The following is a 25,862-nucleotide window of genomic DNA, read 5'->3' as shown; positions in this document are numbered from 1 at the left end:
CTATGGCAGAAAAGCAAGCACCAAATTCAGCAAAGTTCGATCAAGCTGAATTTGATAAGGCAGTTAAGAACATCATCAAGGAGTTCAAGGCCGACAAGGAAATTAAAGAAAATGCTCTCCAAGATGCTTTGGTAAAGCCAATGCGTTTGAATGCTGATCAAATCGATGAACTATACGAGAAGATTGAATCAGCTGGTATCTCTGTCGTTGATGAAAACGGCGAGCCAACCGCACGTGCGCTTGAAAACAAGAAGACAAAGTTGTCAGAAAAGGAATTGAAGCAAGCTGCTGATGCACCTACTGGCATGAAGATTAATGACCCTGTTCGTATGTACCTAAAGGAAATCGGACGTGTGTCATTGTTGACTGGTGATGAAGAAGTTGCCTTGGCCGAGCGTATTGAGCAAGGTGATGAAACTGCTAAGCAAGAATTGGCTGAGGCTAACTTGCGTTTGGTTGTTTCTATCGCTAAGCGTTACGTTGGTCGTGGTATGCAATTCTTGGACTTGATTCAAGAAGGAAACATGGGATTGATGAAGGCGGTTGAGAAGTTTGATTACCGTAAGGGATTCAAGTTCTCAACTTATGCAACTTGGTGGATCCGTCAAGCGATTACTCGTGCAATCGCCGACCAAGCTCGTACAATCCGTATTCCTGTGCACATGGTTGAAACAATCAACAAGTTGATTCGTATTCAACGTAACTTGTTGCAAGATTTGGGTCGCGAACCTACGCCTGAAGAAATCGGTGCCGAAATGGACATCGTGACTGACAAGGTCCGTGATATTTTGAAGATTGCACAAGAGCCAGTTTCATTGGAAACACCAATTGGTGAAGAGGATGACTCACACTTGGGAGACTTCATTGAAGATAATGAAGCCATTTCACCTGCTGATTCAGCTGCTTACCAAATGCTTAAGGAACAATTGGAATCAGTTTTGGACACGTTGACTGACCGTGAAGAGAACGTTTTGCGTTTGCGTTTCGGTTTGGAAGATGGTCGTACGCGTACTTTGGAAGAAGTTGGTAAGGTATTTGGGGTTACTCGTGAGCGTATCCGTCAAATCGAAGCTAAGGCACTTCGTAAGTTGCGCCACCCATCACGTTCAAAGCAATTACGTGATTTCTTGGACTAATTAAGACGAAATGAAAAGGGCGAGGGCGTTGCACCTCGTCCTTTCTTTTTTGTCAAAGCATGGAGAGCAGAAAATGAAAAAAATACTCTTTGGATTGGTGGCGTTGATACTGGCATTTACGACGATGCGCCACGTTTCCGCAGACGATAATGCACCATACACAGTTTCGCCGGTAATCCCTAAGACCCAACTGGACAGTCAAAATAAAAATTACCTTGATTTATTGCTAAATCCGAAGCAAGTTGAATCAGTGACGTTTGACGTCAAAAATAACTCAGACTCAGAATTGTCATTGAACGTTGCTGCGGGCTCTGCATCCACATCGCCACTAGGAGAAGTCACATATAACGATCATCACGTGATTGGGAACGTTGGCCCACAAATGGAAAACTTAATTCATTTGGATCAGCAGACGATTAAAGTCGCGCCTAAGGGCGATGCAAAGGTCACTGGTACCATTACCATGCCGAATGAACCGGTGGATGGGATTATTGCTGGTGGAGTCTCTTTCTCACTGACAGCGACACAAAAGCAGGATGCGGTAGAAACAACCGTTGCAGTGCTTGCACGAAACACACGAAATTTGCCGGCAACTTCGGCAGAACTTCATGCCGTTTCGTATGAAACTGTCAATAAACAAACTGGTTTTGCGATTGCCGTTGCGAATACCTCAGGATCTTTTATTAACGGCGCAACTTTTACAACAAAAGTAATCGATGTGTCCACAAATAAAACGGTTCTTGTAGAGACGCGACGGAACGCGCAGCTGGCGCCTAATTCAGTTATGACATATTGGGTTAAAAACGATGCCAAGCACCTGACAGGCAATAAATACCGCATTCAGGTGCAAGCAAGCTGGAGCGGGACAAATCAAACCTGGCAAAAGCAAATCGTGCTGTCAAAAAAGACTGCGCCAACAGATGAAGCACATCCTAAAAAGGTGCCATTCATAGAGGCGTTATTATACGCTGTTAGTTTATTTGCAATCGTTGGTATCGTTTTGACAGTTATGTGGTTCAAAAACATGCGATTCTTAGTTAAATAAGACATCTTTATTCAAAAGTATCAAGTACAGTAGTCCTGTAAAGCGTACTTGCGTGCATTTTAAAAGAAAAGTCATTATAATTACGTATAATAAGCGAAAATAGGGGTTTATTGGTTATGAAATTACGACATGCAGTTTATGCGGTGGGGTTGGCACTCGCTTTGATTGGCATATCGAAGCCGGTTTCAGCAGACACATTGCCCGCATATGATATTACAGCGGACATTCCAGCTTCTCAAATTGACAAGAACAACTTGTCATCGATTGATTTGAAGCTGGCACCAGGCCAGAAAGAGCAAGTAACGTTCTATATTAAGAACAATACGGATTCAGAAATGACGCTTCGTTTGACTGGTGGTACAGCGACAACACGCGAAAATGGTAAGGTGAACTACGTTACAGGTAGCCAAAACGTAACGGGACAAGTGCCATATAAGGTTGGTGATACCATTGACATTCAAAGTAGTGTCACAATTCCAGCTCAAGGCCAAACGTCAGTTCAAGGAACAATCACGATGCCTGATCAAGCATTCGCGGGACAACTAGTGGGTGGTGTCTCGTTTGTACGATCAACAACCTCAAATACGGCGTCTGAAATTCCAGTTATTCTACAAAACGATACAACGCCAGTAAAGCCTGTGCTTAAAGTGGGCAAAGCAAGCCTAAACGACTTGTCAGCTGACCGTGTATTGGGCGTTACTTTGAGCAACAAGGCAAACACGTTGGTTAAGGATGCCACCGTCACGACTAGTGTGACAGATAAGAATGATAAGGTTGTTTACGAAAAAGATGGCAACGTCGATATCGCGCCACAATCAAGTTTTACATTCGACATTAAGAAGAACATTAAGTCAATCAAGGTTGGCACGTATAAGGTGCACGTGACTGTTGCGTCAGGTGATGTTAAAACAACTGAAACGCGTACGTTAAAGGTTACTGCCGCGCAAGTTGCACAATTGGCAGGACAACAAGTGAATTCGGCTGATGATTGGAAGAATCCAGCTAATTGGTGGAAGCTATTAATCTGGCCAATCGTTGTCTTTGTTGTTGTATTCTTGGCAGGTCGATACCTATTGCCAAAGCGCCGTCGTAAGCACAACGGACCACGCGAAGATTTGAAGCGTAAGGAAGATTAATATATCGTCAAAAAATAGGTTAGTCGATGACTAATCTCTTTTTTATTTCACAAGCTTGTGAAGAAAAATCAATCATATAAAATTTAAAACAGCTTAGAATAGGCGTTTCTAAAAATAAAAAGCGTTATTTTTCACAAAATAGATTGCTCAAAATGCTTGCATTACATCTTTAAAGGCTTACAATAATAAAGCATTCATTAATAACGATTTTATTTTTTAGGAGAAGAGCAGTGAATTTTGTATTTCTAGGTTTGTCATTGTTTGCTGGTTTCATGCTTGCGAACCAAAACCCTATTAACGCTGATATGAAGAAGGTGGTGGGCTCACCATTTATTTCAGCAGCGATCTCATTTTTGGTTGGTTCAGTCTTTTTGGCGATTGTTAGTGCCGTAAAGTCACACCAAGTATTTCCAACGATGACCTTTATTCAATCGAACCCAGCTTGGATTTGGTTGGGTGGTGTACTAGGTGCCATTTATTTGACATCAAACGTGTTGCTATTCCCACGTTTGGGAGCTATTCAAACAGTTGTTTTGCCAATCCTTGGCCAAATCTTGATGGGTACGCTTATTGATACGTTTGGTTGGTTTGGTTCACAACCAATTCCTTTGACGGCACTACGTGTTATCGGTGTGATTATTTTGATTGCCGGTGTGGTCGTTGCCGTTGTTTTGCCAAACGTCTTGAATAAGGATGTTGAGGCGATGGATAAGGCAATCCAAGCCAAGGAGACGCACACTGAATTGCTAGGTTGGCGTGTATGGGCAATTATTGCCGGCGCATTCTCAGCGATGCAACAAGCTATTAATGGTCGCTTGGGTGCTTTGCTACACGCACCTGCCCAAGGATCATTCATTTCATTCTTCGTTGGCTTCATCTTGATTACGATTGTTGCTTTGATCGTGGACAAGCGTTTGCCAAAGATGTCAGAATTGAAGCAAGCTAAGAGCTGGAACTGGCTCGGTGGTATCCTTGGTGGTTTGTTCGTCTTTGCCAGTGTCTTGTCAGTGCCACAAATTGGTGCTGGATTGACAATTACAATGGGATTGATTGGTCAAATTGTTGGTTCTATGTTGGTTCAACAATTCGGCTGGTGGCGATCAGCTAAGATCAGTGTGTCACGCATTCAAATCTTGGGTGTTGTTGTGATGGCTGCGGGTGTGGTCTTCATTAAGTTCCTATAATTAATTGAAATTCTTAAACCAGAACCGCATTGTTGGTTCTGGTTTTTGTTTACAATTCGGCAGTGACGAGTCAGGCAGAGTTTGATACACTAAGCACATTATGTTTTTCAGAGAGGGGTAACCATGCAAGAAAGAGAATCGAAATTAGCGAAGTTTAGTTTTCCATTGCTTGCTTCGAATTTTGCATCAGTTTTTGGTGATGGGGTGTACCGATTTGGCTTAAATTGGTTTTTGGTTTCAAGTTACGGTAACGCACAAGTATTGGGTTGGTTAACCGGATTTGGCTTCCTGGTTTATCTGCTGAATGATGTGTATGTCGGTTCGGTATTGGATCGCTTTAATCGCAAGTGGGTATTGCTAGGGGCTGATTTGTTCGGTGCAATTGGGACGTTGACGTTGTCGATGGTGATTAATCCTGCACATCCGCAACTTTGGTTATTGTTTGCATTAACGTTCATCTTAAATGTTGATGTTTCATTGGCTTATCCGGCAGCACGAGCTATTTTGCCGGATGTCATTAAGACGAGTGCTTTGGCACGCTTTAACGCCTGGGCATCTGCAGCCTTTTCAACTGGACAAGCTTTTGGGCCGCTGGTTGGTGGGCTACTATTACACTTGAAGTGGATTGACCTACAATCATTCCTACAAATCTTCGGGGTGATGTTGTTAATTACAGTTGGATTGAACCTGGCAATTAAGTATCAACCAACGCCCAAACACGAGAGCGTTCATTCAGAATCATTTTGGCAAAGTTTGATCGGTGGTTATCGCTATGTTGTATCACAGCCAAGGCTGTTCGAATCAATGCTGCTAACGATGTGGAGCAATTTCTTCTTCGAAGGATTCATCATCGCAATGCCGTTTTTGATTCAACACAGTTATCACGGAACCGCAACGGATTATTCGACCGCTTTGACGCTGGCTGCGGTAGCCGGTATCGTGGCTGGTCTGCTGTTTGCCCGTCTACCACATCTAAATTCATTGAAGACCCTTTACTGGGACTTTTATGTGTTGGGCGTTGCATTTTTATTAGGCACGTTTGTGCAAACGTTGTGGGTATTCGTCATTCTCGTGATCTTGAACGGCTTTGCACGGGCGTCATTTGTCATTAAGATTAATACCGTCCGACAACAAGATAGTGCGCCGGAATACTTGGGGCGTGTGTTTGGTATTTCATTCTTTGCTACCGATTTATTTGCACCAATCATTACAATATCGTTTGGTTATGGCGTTTCAGAAATGAGGGAGTGGACAGTGTTCCTCCTTGGTGCCATGATGCTCGTTGGCATGTTTGTTATTAAGAAAATCAGTCGCAAGCATGCGTCGAAATTGGCGCAAGCATAACGCGATTTACACAAAAGGCAGTGATGCCTTTTTATTTTGCTTATTTAATTAAACGAATGTTCATTCACTTAAGGCGAAAAATTAGAATTACAAGTCAGAAGCCGGTAAAGTCGTGGTACACTAGAAGTAATATTAATTACAGGAGTTACCGTGATGACGACAGTTTTAGTTGTTGATGATGAACCTTCTCTGGTGACACTGCTAACTTATAACCTGAAGAAGTCTGGTTTTGATGTTGTCAGTGCTACAGATGGGCCAAGTGCAATTACAACCCTGGCAGAACAACCAATTGACATTATGCTGTTGGATGTGATGCTACCAGGTAAAAGTGGCGTTGAAGTCACCCGTGAATTGCGTGCTGAAAAGAACCGCATTCCCATTATCATGTTGACTGCTTTGGACGAGGAAGTTGATAAAATCTTGGGCCTAGAAATTGGGGCGGACGATTATGTGACCAAGCCATTCAGCCCTCGTGAGGTCATTGCCCGTGTGCGGGCTGTGCTACGTCGCTTCGACGTGACGACACCTGAGAACAAAAGCGAGAATAAGACGAAGCAATTCGGTAATATCAAAATCGATTTTGACAAGATGGTTGTGCAGCGCGATGGTGAGGTTATTAAACTGACACCGAAGGAATATGAATTGCTGGCTTATATGGCTGAACGTGAGGGACGTGTATTAAGTCGTGAAACAATTCTGCACGGTGTTTGGGGCTACGAATTTACGGGGCCTGACACACGCATGGTTGACATGCACCTTTCGCACCTGCGTGACAAGATTGAGAACGATCCAAAACATCCCGTCCATCTAAAGACGGTTCGTGGTTTTGGTTACCGTTTTGATAATCAAGCGACAGCTGAATAGGGAGGACTATCATGCAATCAGAATTAATGCATAATGCGAAACGCTTTGTCATTTTCTGGGCCTTGTTCTTCGTGCTAATCTGGGGGCTTTTCCTGGTTGCTGCGTTAACAGGTGATGAAACGCGAATGCCAAAAGCACATTTGCTGTTATTGCTGTCAATGATTTTGGCGGGTGTCGCAACGCTAGTACTGGATTTACAACAGCAACGTCGTGATCAACACATGGCCATTTTCATTGATAAACTCCGCGATTTGCAAACGGACAATACGCGTGCCGGACACATTCTGATGCGTCCTGACGATTCATTGGCACCGTTGGCTGAAGCGATTAATGATGTTCAACGCCTCAATCGAAATCGCATCAAGTTGTTACAACAGCAAGGTAGTACATTGGCTGCGTTGATGGCTAATATGCCACTTGGCGCACTACGTATTACGCCAGAGCGAACGATTATTCAGACAAATCCACAAGCCCAAGCGCTTCTTGGTTTGACTCAAAATGTCGTCGGCCGACAATATGATGACGTTATTAAGAATCACCGACTATTGTCATTGTTTGAGCAGTCACTTAAGCGTCAAACACATGTCCGCGAGTTAGTTAAATTAGATGCGCGAATTGTCGATGTGTCACTGGTTTATTACGAGACACGCGAACGACACCACGAATTGTTGGTCTTGCTTTACGACATGACTGAGGTCACGCAAATGCAAGATATGCAGAGTGCCTTTATCGCGAATGCGTCGCACGAATTGCGCACACCGTTGACAGCAATTTCTGGCTTTACAGAAACGCTATTGAGCGGTGCTCAGGAGGATCCAGAGGCTCGCCAAGAGTTCTTAACGATTATTCAAACGGAAACGAATCGTTTGTTAGAATTGACAGAAGATATTTTGACAATCGCCAAAGTGCCTGAACGACAGGAAACTGCCACACCAATTAAGTTGTCGGATATGGTGAATGATATATTCAAGTCCCAGGCAGAAAATGCTGACAAGCAACAGTTGACACTTCAGAATGAGGTTGCGCCATCCTTTACGGTTACGCAGGATGCAACTGTGCTTCGTCAAATTTTAACCAACTTAATTGTTAATGCTGTTAAATACAACCGCCACAATGGGTTGGTAAAGGTTTCTGCTATGGTCACAGCTTCTGAATTTGTCGTGGCTGTTAAAGACACTGGTTTGGGGATTCCGAGTGAACAACAAAACCGTATATTCGAGCGCTTTTATCGCATTGATAAGTCACGTAATCAAACGATACCTGGCACAGGCCTTGGGCTTGCCATTGTCAATGACCTAGTGAATCAAGCTAAGGGTACCATTGACTTGGATAGCCAGGTTGGTGTTGGGACAACCATTACAGTGACACTACCCCTACAATAAGTTATATTTAAAGAATTGAATTGAAGAAAGAGGATTGTATTATGTCTAATTCACGTCCAGTTGTTATCGGAGTTACTGGTGGCTCAGGTTCTGGTAAGACAACGGTTAGCCGTGAAATCATCGAGCGTTTGAAGGGTGAGTCTGTGGTTATGATTCCACAAGACGCTTACTACAAGGATCAAAGTGATAAGAGTATGACGCAACGTGTTGCAACGAACTATGATCACCCAGATTCATTGGATAATGATTTGTTGATTGCACAATTGAAGCAATTGTTGCAACGCGAATCAATCGAACAACCAACGTATGACTACGCTGCGCACACGCGTTCTGATAAGACGGTAACGGTTGAAGCTTCAGACGTTATTATCGTTGAAGGTGTCTTGCTGTTCACTGAACCAGAATTGCGTGACATGTTAGACATCAAGGTCTACGTTGACACAGATGACGACTTGCGTTTCATTCGTCGCATGCAACGCGACATTGTCGAACGCGGTCGTACGACAGAATCAGTTGTAAACCAATACTTGGCAACCGTTAAGCCTATGTATCACCAATTCGTTGAACCAACGAAGCGATACGCTGACATTATTTTGCCAGAAGGTGGCGCTAACGTTGTTGGTATTGGCATGTTGGAAGCGCAAATCCGCGCCATTCTAGATTTGCACAAGTAAAAAAGAAAGTGTGACACAACATGGAAGAACGTATTTGGAATCGTATTGTAAAGTATACTGAGTTGCAAGGAACCTCTGGTCAAGAACATGCCGTTCGCAAGGCCTTTCGTGAGGATTTGACGCCGCTCGTTGATGAAGTTGTTCAAAATGGTTTGGGTGGTATCTATGGCATTCGTCACAACGAGAATGCTGATGCGCCACGTATCATGATTGGCGCTCACATGGACGAAGTTGGTTTCATCGTGACGCAAATTACGCCACGCGGTATGTTGGTGGTTGACCCAGTTGGTGGTTGGAACCCTTATACAGTATCGGCGCAACGCTTCACACTCTTTACACGCGATAACCAATACCCAGTTGTGTCTTCAGCCGTATCACCACACTTTTTGCGTGAAGGTGGTGTGAATGGAGCACCGAAGATTCAAGACATTTTGTTTGATGGTGGTTTTACGTCAGCTGATGAAGCAATTTCATTCGGTGTTCACCCGGGTGACTTCATTGTGCCAGCTGTTAAAACGGAAATGTTGGCTAATGGCAAGCGCGTTGTGTCAAAGAGTTGGGACAATCGTTTTGGTTTGGTCACGATTTTGAATGCACTTGAGAACTTACAAGGTGTCGCACTGCCTAATACGTTGATGATGGGGGCTAACGTCCAAGAAGAAGTTGGTCTGCGTGGTGTCGGCCCGGCCGTTAACCAATTGCAACCTGATATTTTCTTTGCCCTTGATTCATCTGCAGCTGATGATACGCAATCAGAACAAGGCCAAGGTCAAATGGACCACGGTGCCTTGTTGCGCGTGTACGATCCGGGTGTCATCATGCCATTGCGTTTGAAGGAATTCGTCTTGGATACCGCCCATGATGCCGGTATTCCTTTGCAATACTTCGTCGCCAAGGGTGGTACTGACGCACACGGCGCACAATCACAATTGTCTGGTGTGCCATCAGTTGCATTGGGTGTTGCGTCACGCTACATTCACACGCACCAGACGGTTTGGTCAGTTTCAGATTTTGAAGCTGCTCAAGCACTGGTTGAAACACTTGCACAAAAGCTTGATAAGACAACTGTAAATGACATCATTTACGGTGACTAATAAATAAAAAAGAAACGGAGACTGACAAGATGTTGATTGCCAGCTATAACCCAGCAGGAATGGGTGATGTTTTGGTTGTGTTGACTGCGCCTGCAGCTGAGCACACCGCAACACAAAAGGGAGATGTTGTACGCCTTGCTGATAAGGACAACAACCTTTTGGGATTGAATTTTTTGAACGCTTCACAAATTCTTGATTTGTCTGATGTTAACGGCCAAGTTATTTTGACTGAAGAACAAGTTGCCAAGTTGAACGATGTGCTTGCAACTGCTGGATTTGAGGATGTATTGGTAGCTGATACGACACCTAAGTTTGTTGTTGGGTACGTTGAGTCTGCAGAGCCACACCCAGACTCAGATCACTTGCAAGTGACAACGACGGTCGTAGATAACGATGAACGCGTGCAAATCGTGTCAGGCTCACCAAACATGCGCCAAGGTATTAAGGTTGTTGTTGCTAAGGTTGGTGCCATGATGCCTTCAGGTTTGATTATCTGGCCAGGTGCTTTGCGTGGCGTTGCCTCTAACGGTATGATTACGTCTGGTCGTGAGTTGCGTTTACCAAACGCACCACAAGTGCCAGGTGCTTTGATTTTGCCTGACGATTTTGCCGAAGTGGGCACGCCGTTCGACGCAAGCTCAGCCGAAGCCCAAGCGTTGTTCCAATAAGACGGGGGTAACAGCATGGCTGATCGTCGTCCCATCGTCTTTTATGAACGTCTAATGGAAAACTACGATGAGCAAGTTGCGCACTTGATGTTAGCTAAGACGGCTTATGTCATGTGGGCAAATTCGTCTGAAGACGCCGTTGATGTACTTGCCGAGCCGGCAGTTGAACCTGAAGTGGTTGAAGCGCCAATCGTGGCTGAACCAACTGAGCCAATTATTGTGGAAACATTGCAACCGCAAGCGGTAATGGAGGCAGTCCCTACCAAGCCAGTTGCCTCAGTTGCGGTCAGCGAAGCACCAGTAGTGACCCATGAAAAGCATGCTCACACGCATGTTAAAACAGGTCTGGGCTTGAGTTTGGATGATATTTTATCAGAAGAAGCAAGCGTGGCTGCTAAAAGCGAAACATCGTATTTCGAAGACTAAATAACTGTGAAGCCTTAACCGTGAATTATCCATGGTTAAGGCTTTTTTACATTCCGCTGAGTTTTTGTCTGGAGGTCTTTTTACGTGTATAATAGGTCTTACTTACAAACAGATTGGACGAATGAAAATGGACAAAGATACGTTGTACTACTTTATTGGAATTAAGGGCTCAGGTATGAGTGCGCTTGCTTTGATTCTTCACGATCAAGGCCTACAAGTCGCTGGTTCTGACATTGATGAATATACCTTTACGCAAAAGCCTTTGGCAGCCGCGGGTATTCCAATGTATTCATTCGACGCAGCAAACATTAAGCCAGGTATGACGATTATTCGTGGAAACGCCTTTACTGATGATCAAGTGGAAGTTGCCGCAGCCTTGGCAATGGGGGATCAAGTGACGGTTGTGACTTACCCTGACATGGTTGAAAGCCTAATTAAGCAATACACGTCAATTGGTGTTGCTGGTGCTCACGGTAAGACATCAACGACCGGTTTGTTGGCCCACGTTTTGGCTGGTATTGCCCCAACATCTTACTTGATTGGTGATGGTACTGGTAAGGGTGTGCCTGACGCACGCTTCTTCATTTTTGAAGCTGACGAATACCGTCGCCACTTTAAAGACTACACACCGGACTATGCCATTATGACGAACATCGACTTCGATCACCCTGATTACTACACAGGTGTTGATGATGTACGTAGCGCTTTCGAAGAATTCGGAAACAATGTTAAGAAGGGGATCTTTGCCTGGGGTGACGATCCACAACTTCGCCAAATGAAGGTGGATGTACCAGTATACTTCTACGGTACAAACCCAGAAACAGATGACTTCTACGCAACTGATATCAAGCGTTCAACAACTGGTTCTAGCTTTGACGTGTACTACCATGATGAGTTCTTGGGTAACTTCGAAGTACCTTTGTTCGGACAACACGGTGTGCTAAACTCTTTGGCCGTCATTGCTGTTGCGTACTTCGAAAAGATTGATGGCGACCTTGTTCGCAAGGAGTTGTTGTCTTTTAAGGGTGTTAAGCGCCGCTTTACTGAGAAGCAAGTTGGCCCCGTAACCATCATCGATGACTACGCACACCACCCATCAGAAATTACGGCGACATTGGATGCGGCGCGTCAAAAGTACCCAGGTCGTGAGCTGGTTGCCGTCTTCCAACCGCACACATTCTCACGTACAATCGCGTACCAAGATGATTTTGCTAAGTCACTTGAATTGGCCGACAAGGTTTATTTGACGGAAATCTTTGCTTCAGCACGTGAAGCCGCTGGTGATATTTCATCATCAGACTTGGGTGCTAAGATTTCAAAGTTTGGTGGTATCGTTTCACCAACTAACGTCGCACCATTGTTGGATCACGAAGAGGGTGTCTTCATCTTCATGGGTGCCGGTGATTTGCAGAACACAGAGTTTGCATTTGAAAAGATTTAGCCAACACGCAATCAAACCTACAGTAAAAAACAACGAAAAACCTTAACTGAACCATAGAGTTTCGGTTAAGGTTTTTGTTATAATATAAGCATTGGGGTAGTTAACCAAAACATTGTCTGCGGACAACGAAAGAGGTATTAAAAGTATGGATAATTTTGGATTTGAACAACAAGAGCCACGTCTGGTTAACCCAGATATGCAGGGCTTGAACAGTTTCTTTAAGAAGGTTTACACATACATGGCTTTGGCCTTGTTGGTAACGGCGGTTACAGCATACTTGGGTATTACCATGTTTGCGCGCCAAATCGCAACGATTTTCAGTAGCCCAATTTCATCAATCATCATGATTGGGGTTGTGTTCGGTTTCGTTTACTTGTTCGGTAAGCGTGTTTACCAAAATCCAGCCCAAGCATTCGGTATGTTGATGGGATTTGCGGTGCTGAACGGTTTGATGTTCACGGTAATCGGTATGGTAACACCAATCGGAACGTTGGCAACGGCGTTTTTGACGACAGCCTTCTTGTTTGCTGGTATGGCTTTGTACGGTGTGACAACTAAGAAGTCAATGGCATCAATGTCATCTATCTTGTTTGGTTCATTGATTGCGTTGATTATCGGTGGGATTATCAACTTGTTCTTCTTTAACAGCATTGTCTACATGTTCTTGTCAGTTGTTGGTGTGATTGTCTTCGCATTGTTTACGGCATACGACATGAACCGTTTGAAGGCAATGTACATGCAATTTGCTGGTGATGCAGATATGGAACAAGGTATGGCCGTGTCTGGTGCTTTGTCACTATACATGGACTTCATCAACTTGTTCATCTACATGATTCAATTGTTCACTGCATTCGGTGGATCACGCGATTAAAACCGTTACAAATATTAAAGCGTCTCGTTACTTGCGAGGCGCTTTTCTGTTACACTTAAGATATGACTACGGTGGGTGAAACGTCACCCGGAAATGAGATAAACATGGCAAAACCAACATTACTATTGATTGATGGTAACTCACTGGCTTTTCGTGCGTTTTATGCACTGATTAACCAAGTTGACCGTTTTGTAAATCACGAAGGACTACACACAAACGCTTTGGTAGGCTTCAATAACCTGTTGGACGGTATTGTTGATCCGTTTAAGCCTGATTTGGCGTTGGTTGCGTGGGATGCCGGTAAGACGACCTTCCGTACAGGAAAGTTTGACAACTATAAGGGAAACCGATAAGACGCCTCAAGAATTGGTTGAACAATTTGAGCCATTGCGTAAGATGGTTGAATTGCACGGTATCAAGTCTTACGAACTTCCTGGTTACGAAGCCGACGATATCATCGGGACAACTGCCCGTATGGGAGAAGCAGCCGGATATACGGTGACGATTGTGACGGGAGACCGTGATATGACGCAATTGGTAACCGACGATGTTTCTGTTTGGGTAACTAAAAAGGGAATTACTGAAATGGACCACTACACACCAGCAATGGTTGCTGAAGTGTATGATGGTTTGACAGCCGCCCAAATCGTTGAGGTTAAGGGCCTTCAAGGTGACACGAGTGACAATTATCCTGGTGTTGCTGGTATCGGTCCTAAGACAGCGATTAAGTTGATGAAGGAATACCACACCATTCCAGAAATGTATGAGCGCATTGATGAAATGAAGGCCTCTAAGCAAAAGGAAAAGTTGGTCGCTGGTAAGGAAGATGCATTGTTGTCACGTGACTTGGCCACAATTCGCACGAATGCACCAGTTGATTACACATTGACTGACTTAACTTATCAAGGGCCGGACTATGATGCGATTATTCCGTTTTATCAACATCTAGACTTCAAGGCACAACTAGTGAAGCTGGCTAATCAAGGTCACACTATTCCGGCACCGCTACACGATGCGGCTGATGAGAACGGTGATCCTGTTCACGATATGAGCAATACAGCATTGGAAGTTCGTGAGTTAACAGCTACGAACTTGACCCATATTGAACAATTGGGTGATGAGGTCAGCTTTTATCTAGAGCTTGATGGCGATAATTACCACACAGCCGCACCTGTTGGTTTCGCAATTGGTAATAATGAACATGGCTACTTTGTCAGCCGCGATATTGAGTTGTTGGTGCAAGGTACACCTGTCAACAAGCTGTTGCAAGACCCAGCCATTAAAAAGAACGTCTTTAACGCTAAGGAAACCATCGTTGCGTTGCGTCGTCTGGGTGTAACGTTCCCAGCAGTTGATTTCGACTTGTTGTTAGTCGCTTACTTGCTAGACACAAACGACAATAACAACGATTTAGGCGCATTAGCCCACGAAAACGGCTACTATGCCGTTCGTACTGATGAAGAGGTTTATGGCAAGGGAGCTAAGTTTGCCATTCCTGAAGCTGATGAGGACTTGTTTGAACACCTTGGACGCAAAGCAATGGCTATTCAGTACTTGAAGGCGCCGTTGACTAAAAAGTTAGCTGATCATGAGCAAACGAATTTGTACGAAGAAATCGAGTTGCCATTGACCTATGTGCTAGCTGACATGGAAGCTACGGGTATTACGGTCGATGCCAACACGTTACTTGAAATGCGTAGCAAGTTGACGGAACGTTTGTCAGAACTCGAGCAAACGATTTATCAACAAGCAGGTCATGAATTCAATATTCAATCACCTAAGCAATTAGGGGTGATTTTGTTTGAAGAAATGGGCTACACACCTATTAAAAAGACGAAGACTGGTTATTCAACCAGTGTTGAAGTGTTGGAGCAAATGGGGGATGTCCCTCTAGTTGCGTCAATTTTGGAATACCGTCAAATCGCCAAGATTCAATCAACCTACGTTGAAGGATTGTTACGTGTGATTCACGGTTCTGATTCAAAGGTCCACACGCGTTACCTGCAAACATTGACGCAGACTGGTCGTTTGTCATCAGTTGAGCCAAACTTGCAAAACATTCCGGTGCGTATTGAAGAAGGTCGTCGTATTCGTAAGGCCTTCATTCCGCGTCAAGATGACTGGATGATTTTTAGTGCCGACTATTCACAGATTGAATTGCGTGTTTTGGCCCACATCACGGGTGATAAGCACTTACAAGAAGCGTTTATTAACGGTGAAGATATTCACGCAGCCACGGCTCGTCGTATCTTTGGTCTAGTGCCGGAGGAAACGGTTGATGGCAACATTCGTCGTCAAGCGAAAGCCGTGAACTTTGGGATTGTTTATGGTATTTCTGACTTTGGTTTAGCTAAGAACATTGGTGTGTCACGTAAGCAAGCTAAGCAAATCATTGACACGTACTTTGAACAATACCCAGGTGTTAAGCAATGGTCAGAAGACATTATTGCGTCAGCACGTGAAAAGGGCTATGTTGAAACGATTGCTCACCGCCGCCGTTACTTGCCTGATATTAAGGCGAAGAACTTTAACGCTCGTAGTTTTGCGGAACGTACGGCGATGAATTCACCAATTCAGGGATCAGCCGCCGACATTATCAAGATTGCAATGATTAACATGCAACAAGCCATTACTGATGCCGGGTTGCAAGCTAAGATGTTGCTTCAGGTGCACGACGAATTGATCTTCGAGGCTCCGGCAAGCGAAATTGAAGCATTGCATGAGCTTGTGCCACGCATCATGGATTCTGCTGTTAAGTTGGATGTGCCACTATCAGTTGCTAGTCACGAAGGTAAGAGCTGGTACGACGCTAAGTAATAGATATTTTGAAGACTCGACAATTCATTTGCCGAGTCTTTTTATATACGTTACCTGTTTTTTACCTAAAAATTTATGTTGCTGAGATTGTATTTTATGTCTAACCGTCACCTGTTAAAAATGGTAAACTAAATAAGATAAATGACACATGACCGTAGATGAAATAAACGGTCGGAAAGGCGGTTAATCATGCCAGAAGGACCAGAAGTTGAGACAGTTCGTCGTGGTCTGACACGACTAGTAGTAGGACGTAAAGTACTCGGTACAGAGGTGCGCTGGGAAAAGACAATCAGCGGCATGGCACCAGAAGAATTTGATGCTGAATTAGTTGGCCGAACAATTGAAAAAGTGGATCGACGCGGTAAATATTTGCTATTCCGATTCTCTGGTGGCTTAACCATGGTGTCACACTTACGTATGGAAGGGGCTTATTACACTGTTCCAGCGGGTACTGAACCTGGTAAGCATGACCTGGTCACATTCCATCTTGATGAGGGCATTGACCTGTTTTATCGTGATACACGCAAATTTGGCCGCATGAACCTGGTTCCAGATGCTGACGCATTACAGGTCGCTGGACTGGCAAAAATTGGTCCAGAGCCAACTGAAAAGGATTTGTCGTTGGCATATATGGTAAGTGAATTTGCGAAGTCACGGATGCACGTCAAGCCATTTTTACTTGATCAAAGCCACATTGCTGGTTTAGGCAATATTTATGTTGATGAGACACTATGGCAATCACAAATTCACCCGTTAACAGCGGCTAACAAGCTAAGTGAGGATGAACTGGCACGTTTGCGTGAGAATATCATTCATGAAATCACCCGCGCGACTGAACACCACGGCACCACTGTGCACAGCTTTACAACAGCGTTTGGTGAAGCAGGCGAATTCCAAAACGAGTTACAAGTATACGGTCGCGTTGGTGAACCGTGTCTACGTTGTGGACACCCACTTGAGAAGATGAAAGTTGCACAACGTGGGACAACTTATTGCCCTGTTTGCCAAGTAGTAAAGGATTAAAAACATGTTTAAATTGGGATTAACTGGTGGCATTGCGACCGGTAAGTCAACTGTATCCAACCACTTTAAAGAACTAGGTATTCCGGTACTAGATGCGGATGTCATTGCGCGTGAAGTTGTCGAACCTGGACAACCCGCACTAATGGATATTGTGGCTGAGTTCGGTGAAGAGATGTTGCAACCAGATGGCACGCTGAACCGCAAAGCATTAGGCTCTGTTGTCTTTGGTAACCCAGCGAAATTAGCGAAATTAAATCAATTTACGCATCCGCGTGTCCAAGCAAGCATGCGAGCACAGGCTGACGCATACGCAGCAGCAGGTGTACCACTCATTGTGTTGGACATTCCATTGTTATTGGAAGGGAAGAATGCAGCCGGCGCAGATGCAGTCATGGTTGTAACGGTTCCGGCTGATGTCCAGCAGGAACGATTAATGGCTCGTAACCAATTATCGGCCGATGAGGCTCGCAAACGCATGAATTCGCAAATGCCAATGGCAGAGAAAGAAAAATTAGCTGACTATGTCATCGACAATTCAGGCACTATTGCTGAAACTTATGCACAAGTTGATGCTGTTTTAGCAGCATTACCACACTAAATTAACAAGGAGGCCGACATGGCTGAGTTTTCAATTCGTCAGCATTATCGGCTGATGTATGATGAACCAATTGACCTTGGCGCTGTACAATCGCTAACCAAGGTTTACTTGCCAATTATTGGGCGTGATGCGTTTACACTTTATTTAGCCTGGGCAATGATGGGCGAAACGCCAGATGCTCAGAATCTGCACGTTGATTTGCTTGATCAATTAGCAATTAGCCAACACGATTTTTTGTCAGCTCGTCAGAACCTGGAAGGAATGGGCCTAATTAAGACCTATCGCCAAGACACAAGTTTCGGGTCACAATGGGTTTATCGTCTCTTTCCACCGATGACCATGAAGGCCTTTTTGGCTGATACCATGCTATCAAGTTTACTTGCGCATTATTTGGGTGATGAACTATTCCAACAATTGGTCGATGACATTAAGCCAAAGGACGCGATGATTCCGGGTGTGAATGTTTCAACAACCTTCTTTGACATGATGGGTAATGTGTCATTTGAAAAGTTGCCAGAAGCACCCTTAAACAACGACGACACGAAGAGCGACTTGCAAAAGCAACTGCATCAATCGGCCAAATCCGTTGACGTGGCACTTTTGACTGACATGCTACGCACATTTGGTGTGTCTGCGTCGACCGTTCGCAAGCATGAGGCGGACTTGACGATTGTTAAAAATTTGTATGGCTTAGGGGATGTTGATTTGGTACGCGTTATTCAGGCGACGATTACGCCTGACAACGGCATTGATATGGATGCGATTCGCACAATGCTTAAAAAGAGCTATCAATCTGACCAACGTCACCATACTGAATTGGCGACCTCAAAGCCAGACGAAGCAACGCAGGCGACGCCGGATACGAACGTCAAGAGTCCAGCTGAAGCGATTATTCAATCTGCTAAGAATACCGCACCACTTGTATTCTTAAAAAACTTGCGCGAAGTGAGTGGTGGCTTTGTGACCGATGCTGAAGTCAAGGCGTTGGAAGACATTGCACAATTAGACAAAGTAGCACCGGAAGTCTTGAATGTGATGCTTTACGAATTGACAGTTGTTGAAAAGAAGGCAACCCTGAATAAAGCGTTGCTACAAACAATTGTTAACGATTGGGCACAAGCAAAGGTCACCACTGCTGTCGGCGCACTTGAGTACTTGCAACGCCGTGCGAAGTCACGCCAAACCAAGCAAGAAAAGCAAGTTGCGAGTCGATCAAATGGTCGTCAATGGCAACGTCCAGCGCAGGTTAAGGAAACGCGACCCGATTGGGAAAACCAAACAGCTTCAACTGTTTCTGAAGAGGCTGCTCAGGCCGCTAAGGATCAACTGGCGCAACTCCGCGCTCGTCGACAACAGACTAACAAGGAGAATTAACAATGGCTGATGAAACATTTCATCTGAATCGTCAAAAATGATTCGGATAACCCGATGGATGTTGGGCAAGCGCTCGATCAATTCATGAACAAAAAGAACTTACACGCCCGTTACGCGGCGATTCAAAAAGAGGTTTTTGCTGAGCCTGGTATCAAAGCCTTTTTCGAGCAAAACAAGGACGTTTTAACACGTGACATTGTGAACCGTGACTTTGCCGTCTTGTACGAATTCTACACACAAGTTAAGAACGCAGCAGCTGGGAAGCCGGTTGTGCACCGTGGCTATAAGCCAATGCTTGAAGTGACTGAAAATCGTATTGTGATTGTTTACCAACCTGACGAAGAAACACTGGCCGCCCAACGTTTGCAAATGCAAGCAAATTTGGTGCAATCAATTGGAATGCCAAAGCTCATTGAACGGGCACGTTTGGACGACTTTTCTGAGGATGATGGTGATCGATTAGCTGCATTAACGGCAGTTATCAATTTTGTCAGTGCTTATATCGCTGACCCAAAGGCTTATCACCGTGGTTTATATATTCACGGGTCATACGGTATCGGTAAGACCCACTTGATGGGCGCCATGGCTAACGAACTAGCCCAAGAAGGCATTCCAGTGACGTTGGTGCACTTCCCAAGCTTTGCTGTTGAAATGCGTGGGTCAATTGATTCAAAGGAAAATCCACAAGATAAGATTAATGCCATTAAGCGTGTGCCAATTTTGGTGCTTGATGATATTGGGGCAGAATCGATTACTGCTTGGATTCGTGATGATATTTTGGGCGTTATCCTTGAATATCGTATGCAAAATGAGTTACCAACTTTCTTCACGTCGAACTTCTCAATGGACCAGCTAGAAAAAGAGCATTTCACAGTTACCAAGAGTGGTGCAGAGCCTGTTAAGGCAGAACGTTTGATGCAACGCATTCATTTCTTGGCCAAAGAAATTCAAATGGCTGGCGACAATCGTCGGGTATTTGATTAATGAAGCAGTATGTTGAGAAGAAACAGTGGTGGCCTTGGCTTGTATTAATATTGCTTATTCTGACAAGTATGGTTGTTTTGCGTCACAACGCTAGCTGGTATCGTACGCCGCTGGGCCAAGTGACGCAGGTCAAGGTGCTACAAACCAACCGATTAACAGACCAATACAACAATGACGTTAAAGAGACCACGCAGTCTTTACGCGTAAAGTTGTTGAATACCAATCAAGCCGGTAAAACCATCACAGTGAAGAATACATCGGATGCCGCAATGGCGATTGAACAACCATTTAAAGTTGGCAATCAAATTTTCTTAAATCGCGCTGACCATCAAACTTGGACGGTCCAGACCATGAAACGTGATACCGTTTGGGTACCGATCATGATTGCAGTACTTGGTATTTTGATTATTTCAATGGGTCACGCCGGTCGCCTAACCGTGATTTCCCTGGCTGTTAATGTGGTGCTCTTTATTGGGACGGTGTCCTTGGATTTACATACGACTAATGGCAATATCCTTGGCTTGTTCATGTTATTTAGTGTGCTAGCATCGGCAATCACGCTGGGGTTAGTTATGGGGTTCCGCCAACGCCAGACCTGGGTCGTGTTCGCCAATGTTTTGACAGCAACTGCATTGGCGATGATCATTGCGTCGATTGTCTTTAAGATGACCAATAATCATGGTTTGCACTTTGAACTGATGTCGTTTATTACGCAGCTACCGCAGCCGTTGTTTATGGCAATGACCCTAGTCGGTGTTTTGGGCGCCGTTATGGATGAAGCAACCGATATGATTGCGACGTTGTTTAGCCTAGAACGCGAACGTCCCAATATCACAATTCGTGAAATTATCCAGTCCGGTCGCCACGTTGGCCAAGAAATTTTCGGTGCTTTGAGTAATACGCTATTCTTAATTTTCATTGCTGAACAGATTCCAATGGCTGTCTTGTATTTGCGCAATGGTAACGATTGGGGCTTCACGTACATGATGAATATGTCACTGGGGTTGGTGCAAACGTTGATTAGTGCCATTGGGATTGTCTTAACGGTGCCTGCCGGGATCATGTGGGTATTGCTAGTTCGTAGGTTCACCCGAATTAAGACGGAGGTGCCAAGATGACAGTAACCATGGTATTAGCCATTATTTTGTTTGTTTTAATGGTCGCCATCGGTGGTGGTAAAGGGGTTGGCGCCTTTGCTAGCTTGTGGGTTAATTTTGGTATCATGATTGTCATGATTATGTTGATTAACTTCCAATTCAACGCCATGGCAGTTTTGCTAGTCGGTGGTGCCTTTTTGTTGACCATCACCATCTTGAGTTCTGGTGCCGATGAAGAAACAACGTCAATCGCCTTGATTGCAAGTTTCATTGTCATGATCGCCTTGGTTTTGCTGATTTTGCCAGCCGAACATTTAGCGATGGCGCAAGGATTCGCTGAAGAAAATTCAGAAGAACTAGAAGGATTATCATTAGGTATTAATGTTAATTTCGTCACGTTAGGTATCGTAGCTGCCTTGCTTGCAACCCTTGGTGCGATTGCCGAGGCGGCCATCGCAATTGCTGCTGGTGTCGGCGAACTACGTCATGATCAACCAAACATGAAGACCAGTCAGCTGATTCGTACAGGACAAAAGCTTGGTCAGCAAATCATTGGAACGGCTGTTAACACCGTCTTATTTGGATTTATGGCTGACTTTTTGAGCTTAGCAATTTGGTTTGGTAAATTGCATTACACCATCGGTGAGATTATGAATGCGAAATTATTTACGTCATCAATGTTGTCATTGTTGTACGCGATTTTAGGTGTCATTTTGGTACTGCCAATTACGTTAGCAATTTTTGTTTATCAACATAACCGGAAATCTAATGGATTTTCAGAGTCCGAATGACCGTCAGAATGGCAAAAGACTAGGAATTATTAGAAAATCATGTTATGCTAATTTTAAAATGTCATGACTTCAGGGGAGTGACCGTATCCTGTAGAAAGTAAGATGAGGTATCGCACATGAGTAGTGTCCTTGTTATTGAAGATGAAGTAAATTTGGCGCGTTTCGTTGAACTAGAGTTGCAACACGAAGGTTATGAAACGCACGTAGAAGACAACGGTCGTGGTGGATTGCAAGCTGCATTGGACAATGATTACGATTTGATCTTGTTGGATTTGATGTTGCCGGAATTGAGTGGTTTAGAAGTAGCACGTCGTTTGCGCGAAGTGAAGAACACACCAATCATCATGATGACAGCTCGCGATTTAGTTATTGATCGTGTTTCTGGACTTGATTACGGTGCGGATGACTACGTCGTTAAGCCATTCGCCATCGAAGAATTGTTGGCCCGTGTTCGCGCTTTGTTGCGTCGTATTAACATTGAGACGGAAGAGCACAGCACGCACCAAAGCGTTGTTCGTTACCGTGATTTGACGGTCGAAAAGGAAAACCGCATTGCCCGTCGTGGTAACGAAATCATTAATTTGACAAAGCGTGAGTACGAATTGCTGTTGATCTTGATGGAAAACATTAACGTTGTCCAATCTCGTGAGGAACTATTGAAGAAGGTTTGGGGTTACGACTCACAAATCGAAACCAATGTTGTCGATGTTTATATTCGTTACTTGCGTAATAAGATTGATCAACCAGACTCACGCGCATCATACATCCAAACCGTTCGTGGTACTGGATACGTTATGCGTCAGTAATTTTGGGGGCGACTAATGGACAATGCATCCATTATCACTGAAACACCGCAACGCAAGGGACTCTCACTTAAATGGAAGTGGGCACTCGGTTCCGCAGCCGGTGTTTTTTTGATATTTATAATCTTTGCTTGGTTTGTTGTGCAGGCTTTTTCATCACAAATGTTAAAAACCGAGCGTCAACAAGTGGCAACCTCACTACAGGTTGTCACAACGCGATTGCAAAATCTGGATGAAAAGAAATTATCACCGGCTGATGTTGATGCCATGTTGCGACCAAAGTCAAACGACTTGAACAAGGTGGTTAACGACCCCGTTATGCAACAGATTACGCGTCAGGACTACACAGTCATGGTGTATAACACAAATGGGCGCCAAGTTTATCCAATTGGTGGTGCTGGCGTGCCATTTCAACGTGTCTCAGATTTGAGTGTTAAAACAGAACGGGTTAATGGTAGTTCTGTGCTAGTCGGCCGTCAGGAGTTGCGTAACTCAAACAACCACTTGATTGGTTATGTCGTGATTGAAAACCACTTGACGTCGTATCACAAAACATTTAACCGTGTGTACCTTATCATCATGATTTTGATTGGCCTAGGCTTGTTCTTGTTAGCCTTGTGGGGCTATTGGTTATCAGATTACCTGCTACGCCCAGTCAACAACATCAAAAAGGTCGTTGATGAAATGCAAGCCGACCCACAATCGCAAGCCCGTGTGCAACATGAGGATCGACGTCCTGATGAATTAACGGACTTGTCAGATTTGTTGAACGACATGCTAGATCGTATGCAACGCTTCATTTTGCAACAACACCAATTCGTTGAAGATGTTTCACACGAGTTGCGCACGCCTGTGGCCATTGTTAAGGGACACATGGAGTTGTTGAACCGTTGGGGTAAGGATGATCCAAAGATTTTGGCCGAGTCAATCGAAGCGTCTTTGCAAGAAATGCGACGCATGGAAGGCCTGGTTTCTGAAATGCTTGATTTGACACGTGCTGATCAAGTGGAATTGACTTTCCGCGAGGGTGACACTGATGTCAAGGACATGATTAACGCCATCTATACGAACTTCAAGATGATTCATCCAGACTTCACGTTTGGCTTGGACGACGACTTGAAGGGGCCAACCATCGTTAATATGAATCGTGATCACCTTGAGCAAATTTTAATTATCTTGTCGGACAACGCTGTAAAGTACAGCCAAGACCGCAAGGAAATTCACTTTGCTGCGTCACGTTCGGGGAACTTCGTACAATTGGCTGTGCAAGACTTTGGTGAAGGTATTTCTCCAGAAGACGCTGCGCGTGTCTTCGACCGCTTCTATCGTGTCGACAAAGCACGTTCTCGTAAGCAGGGTGGAAATGGTCTTGGGTTGAGTATCGCCCAAAAGCTGGTTGAAGGTTATGGTGGAAAGATTGAACTTGAATCCGCTATTGGACAAGGGTCGATTTTCAGAATTACATTGCCTATTAAGCAAGAAAAATAGTACACTAAAAGCTGTGGCCAATTCAGTTGGCCACAGCTTTTTAAATGGATAAATGAGAGATAAAGATTATGATTTTAAAACACGTTATTTTGCATATTTTGGATAAAGATGCAGGGAATCTAATTGCATCCCAAGCTGAAATTGATTTAACTCAACCTGGACTCCACGACTATCTGGAAAAGATTATTATGAAGTTCCAAACGGGCGATTTTAAGCCGGGCACGTTGACCGGTGAGGATTATCTAGCCCAGACGATTGATGACAATAACGGGTTGTCATTTGCTGAAAAGACCACCCAACTCGCCGAAAAGCTGTTTGATACGATTGCAGCAAGCGAAGCGGTGCCGGCCGGCGATTTGTTGAGCTTTGAGTTTGCAGAGGGGACTGATGACTTCTTCGGCTTGATTAAGCTAAACTTTGCGCCACGTTATGCGCACATTGTTGATTATCGCGATGATCAATTGGTGAACAACTTGGTTTTGAATCAAGCGGTTTTGCCAGGCGCGAATCAAAAAGCAGATGAAGGTATCATCGTTAATTTGATGAACGGTTCTTATATGTTGGTAGAGAAACAATATCTGATTGATGGCCACCGTATCAATTACTTCTCAGAGCGTTTCTTGGAGATTAAGCCGGAGGAATCAACTAAAGACAATATCAAGACGATTAAACGTGCAGTTAAGACAGTCGCTGATAAGTTCGATGTGCCTGAACACGAAGCAATGGCAGCCACGCAGAGTGCTATTTTCGAATCAGTATCCGACGGCGGTCAAATTAATACTGCTGATATTGCGGAAGCTGTTTTCAAAGGTAATATTTCGGCTAAGCAGGCGTACAATGAAGTGATTGCAGACAAAGAGCTCGACACGGCGATTGATGTGCCTAACGTCGAGCGCGTCGAGAAGAAGTACCGTCTCCAACGTTTTAAGCTGGATTCTGGTATCGAGATTGCTATTCCAATGGATATTTACCAAGACCGTAGTAAAGTTGAATTCGTCAATAATCCAGATGGAACAATGTCACTTGTGATCAAGGACATTGAATCGATTGTTAATAAGTTCAATTCATAATTGATAGCTAAAAAAGAGGAGTTCGCATAAAACGAACTCCTCTTTTTCTTTAAATTAATTTTCTTCTTCGTCCAACTCAGCAGAACGTTGCAAAAGCGCTTGCAATTCGTTCTTACGACGATCGCGTGGAATAAACAACCCCAACATATCTTCATTAATACCAGCCATAACGTGGACAACCTCGCCAGCTTCGTTGGTCTCAACTGTAAGAGGTGACTTCAATGACTTGTTTGGACTTGCAATGACATCATTAATCGTCCAATCGTCAATTGACATACCGCGTGGATTCTTGAAAATGGTTGCCTCAGGATCCTCAGCTGCGCAGATAGCACGCATCGTTGGTACTGAAACAGGGAGGGATGATGAGTCCTTCAACTGTACTAGCTCGTAGTCTAAGTTGTTACGTTCGAAAAAGCTCTCGACTGACTTCAATGCATTCAGCGCTGAAGTGCGGTGAGAAAATGAATAAACCGTGACAGCCATGAAATTCCCTCAATTCAATCTTTTACTAATGTTTCTATTTTCACACATATAAAAAAACAGTCAAGTCTT

The 25,862-nt window shown here is 44.3% G+C and carries 23 protein-coding genes and 1 pseudogene; 23 read left to right on the top strand and 1 reads right to left on the bottom strand.

Annotated elements, in window-relative coordinates; translation table 11 throughout:
- Window positions 1-2: 2 nt before the first annotated feature.
- From rpoD to OIT45_RS11560, 23 genes and pseudogenes are all read left to right on the top strand, one after another.
- Complete coding sequence (rpoD, locus tag OIT45_RS11670) at window positions 3-1,136, top strand: RNA polymerase sigma factor RpoD (RefSeq protein ID WP_199404397.1); 1,134 nt, start codon at window positions 3-5, stop codon at window positions 1,134-1,136.
- 73 nt (window positions 1,137-1,209) lie between these two features.
- The gene (locus OIT45_RS11665; RefSeq protein WP_199404396.1) at window positions 1,210-2,181 is read left to right on the top strand and encodes a WxL protein peptidoglycan domain-containing protein; all 972 of its coding nucleotides are present in this window, start codon (window positions 1,210-1,212) and stop codon (window positions 2,179-2,181) included.
- 116 nt (window positions 2,182-2,297) lie between these two features.
- Complete coding sequence (locus OIT45_RS11660; RefSeq protein ID WP_135485622.1) at window positions 2,298-3,317, top strand: WxL protein peptidoglycan domain-containing protein; 1,020 nt, start codon at window positions 2,298-2,300, stop codon at window positions 3,315-3,317.
- Between the two features lie 230 nt (window positions 3,318-3,547).
- Window positions 3,548-4,501, top strand: a complete 954-nt coding sequence (locus tag OIT45_RS11655) for a DMT family transporter (protein ID WP_003609365.1) — start codon at window positions 3,548-3,550, stop codon at window positions 4,499-4,501.
- Between the two features lie 123 nt (window positions 4,502-4,624).
- Window positions 4,625-5,845 carry an MFS transporter gene (locus OIT45_RS11650; RefSeq protein ID WP_199404395.1) on the top strand — a complete coding sequence of 407 codons (1,221 nt, stop codon included), beginning with the start codon at window positions 4,625-4,627 and terminating at the stop codon, window positions 5,843-5,845.
- Window positions 5,846-5,998: 153 nt separating this feature from the next.
- Complete coding sequence (locus OIT45_RS11645; protein ID WP_003609369.1) at window positions 5,999-6,709, top strand: response regulator transcription factor; 711 nt, start codon at window positions 5,999-6,001, stop codon at window positions 6,707-6,709.
- Window positions 6,710-6,720: 11 nt separating this feature from the next.
- A complete protein-coding gene (locus OIT45_RS11640; RefSeq protein ID WP_199404394.1) occupies window positions 6,721-8,091 on the top strand; it encodes a sensor histidine kinase in 1,371 nt (456 codons plus the stop codon).
- Window positions 8,092-8,132: 41 nt separating this feature from the next.
- Window positions 8,133-8,765: a uridine kinase gene (gene udk / locus OIT45_RS11635; protein ID WP_003609372.1), complete on the top strand. Its 633-nt coding sequence runs from the start codon at window positions 8,133-8,135 to the stop codon at window positions 8,763-8,765.
- 20 nt (window positions 8,766-8,785) lie between these two features.
- On the top strand, window positions 8,786-9,859 hold the full coding sequence (gene pepA, locus OIT45_RS11630) for a glutamyl aminopeptidase (RefSeq protein WP_003609374.1): 1,074 nt from the start codon (window positions 8,786-8,788) through the stop codon (window positions 9,857-9,859).
- Window positions 9,860-9,888: 29 nt separating this feature from the next.
- Window positions 9,889-10,527, top strand: coding sequence for a YtpR family tRNA-binding protein (ytpR, locus tag OIT45_RS11625; RefSeq protein ID WP_003609376.1), 639 nt, complete (start codon window positions 9,889-9,891; stop codon window positions 10,525-10,527).
- Between the two features lie 15 nt (window positions 10,528-10,542).
- Entirely contained in the window at window positions 10,543-10,953 is a 411-nt protein-coding gene (locus OIT45_RS11620; protein WP_264340095.1) for a hypothetical protein, read from the top strand.
- Window positions 10,954-11,080: 127 nt separating this feature from the next.
- Complete coding sequence (gene murC / locus OIT45_RS11615; protein ID WP_264330339.1) at window positions 11,081-12,394, top strand: UDP-N-acetylmuramate--L-alanine ligase; 1,314 nt, start codon at window positions 11,081-11,083, stop codon at window positions 12,392-12,394.
- A gap of 145 nt (window positions 12,395-12,539) precedes the next feature.
- A complete protein-coding gene (locus OIT45_RS11610; protein WP_003609382.1) occupies window positions 12,540-13,265 on the top strand; it encodes a Bax inhibitor-1/YccA family protein in 726 nt (241 codons plus the stop codon).
- Window positions 13,266-13,369: 104 nt separating this feature from the next.
- Window positions 13,370-16,082: pseudogene (gene polA, locus OIT45_RS11605) on the top strand (DNA polymerase I).
- 189 nt (window positions 16,083-16,271) lie between these two features.
- Window positions 16,272-17,105 (top strand): bifunctional DNA-formamidopyrimidine glycosylase/DNA-(apurinic or apyrimidinic site) lyase, encoded by an 834-nt coding sequence (gene mutM, locus OIT45_RS11600; RefSeq protein WP_199404391.1) that lies wholly within the window; start codon window positions 16,272-16,274, stop codon window positions 17,103-17,105.
- A gap of 4 nt (window positions 17,106-17,109) precedes the next feature.
- Window positions 17,110-17,703 (top strand): dephospho-CoA kinase, encoded by a 594-nt coding sequence (coaE, locus tag OIT45_RS11595; protein ID WP_071707269.1) that lies wholly within the window; start codon window positions 17,110-17,112, stop codon window positions 17,701-17,703.
- 18 nt (window positions 17,704-17,721) lie between these two features.
- Entirely contained in the window at window positions 17,722-19,077 is a 1,356-nt protein-coding gene (locus OIT45_RS11590) for a DnaD domain protein (RefSeq protein WP_199404390.1), read from the top strand.
- A 54-nt stretch (window positions 19,078-19,131) separates the two neighbouring features.
- Window positions 19,132-20,061 carry a primosomal protein DnaI gene (gene dnaI, locus OIT45_RS11585; protein ID WP_039968374.1) on the top strand — a complete coding sequence of 310 codons (930 nt, stop codon included), beginning with the start codon at window positions 19,132-19,134 and terminating at the stop codon, window positions 20,059-20,061.
- Complete coding sequence (locus OIT45_RS11580; protein ID WP_199404389.1) at window positions 20,061-21,179, top strand: YibE/F family protein; 1,119 nt, start codon at window positions 20,061-20,063, stop codon at window positions 21,177-21,179. The genes dnaI and OIT45_RS11580 overlap by 1 nt, the downstream gene beginning before the upstream one ends.
- The gene (locus tag OIT45_RS11575) at window positions 21,176-21,949 is read left to right on the top strand and encodes a YibE/F family protein (protein ID WP_056973464.1); all 774 of its coding nucleotides are present in this window, start codon (window positions 21,176-21,178) and stop codon (window positions 21,947-21,949) included. The genes OIT45_RS11580 and OIT45_RS11575 overlap by 4 nt, the downstream gene beginning before the upstream one ends.
- Before the next feature lie 116 nt (window positions 21,950-22,065).
- Entirely contained in the window at window positions 22,066-22,755 is a 690-nt protein-coding gene (locus tag OIT45_RS11570; RefSeq protein ID WP_264330275.1) for a response regulator transcription factor, read from the top strand.
- Window positions 22,756-22,770: 15 nt separating this feature from the next.
- A complete protein-coding gene (locus OIT45_RS11565) occupies window positions 22,771-24,240 on the top strand; it encodes a HAMP domain-containing histidine kinase (RefSeq protein WP_003609397.1) in 1,470 nt (489 codons plus the stop codon).
- Window positions 24,241-24,308: 68 nt separating this feature from the next.
- Entirely contained in the window at window positions 24,309-25,310 is a 1,002-nt protein-coding gene (locus tag OIT45_RS11560) for a nucleoid-associated protein (protein ID WP_003609399.1), read from the top strand.
- 54 nt (window positions 25,311-25,364) lie between these two features.
- On the opposite strand, the gene OIT45_RS11555 is transcribed toward OIT45_RS11560, so the two are convergent.
- Entirely contained in the window at window positions 25,365-25,793 is a 429-nt protein-coding gene (locus OIT45_RS11555; RefSeq protein ID WP_003609401.1) for a hypothetical protein, read from the bottom strand.
- Between the last annotated feature and the right edge of the window lie 69 nt (window positions 25,794-25,862).

The organism is Weissella sp. LMG 11983 (genome assembly GCF_025908495.1).
GTDB classification, from domain to species: domain Bacteria; phylum Bacillota; class Bacilli; order Lactobacillales; family Lactobacillaceae; genus Weissella; species Weissella fermenti.
Note: the sequence above shows the minus strand (reverse complement) of the source record. Positions and strands in the feature narration are given on the sequence as shown.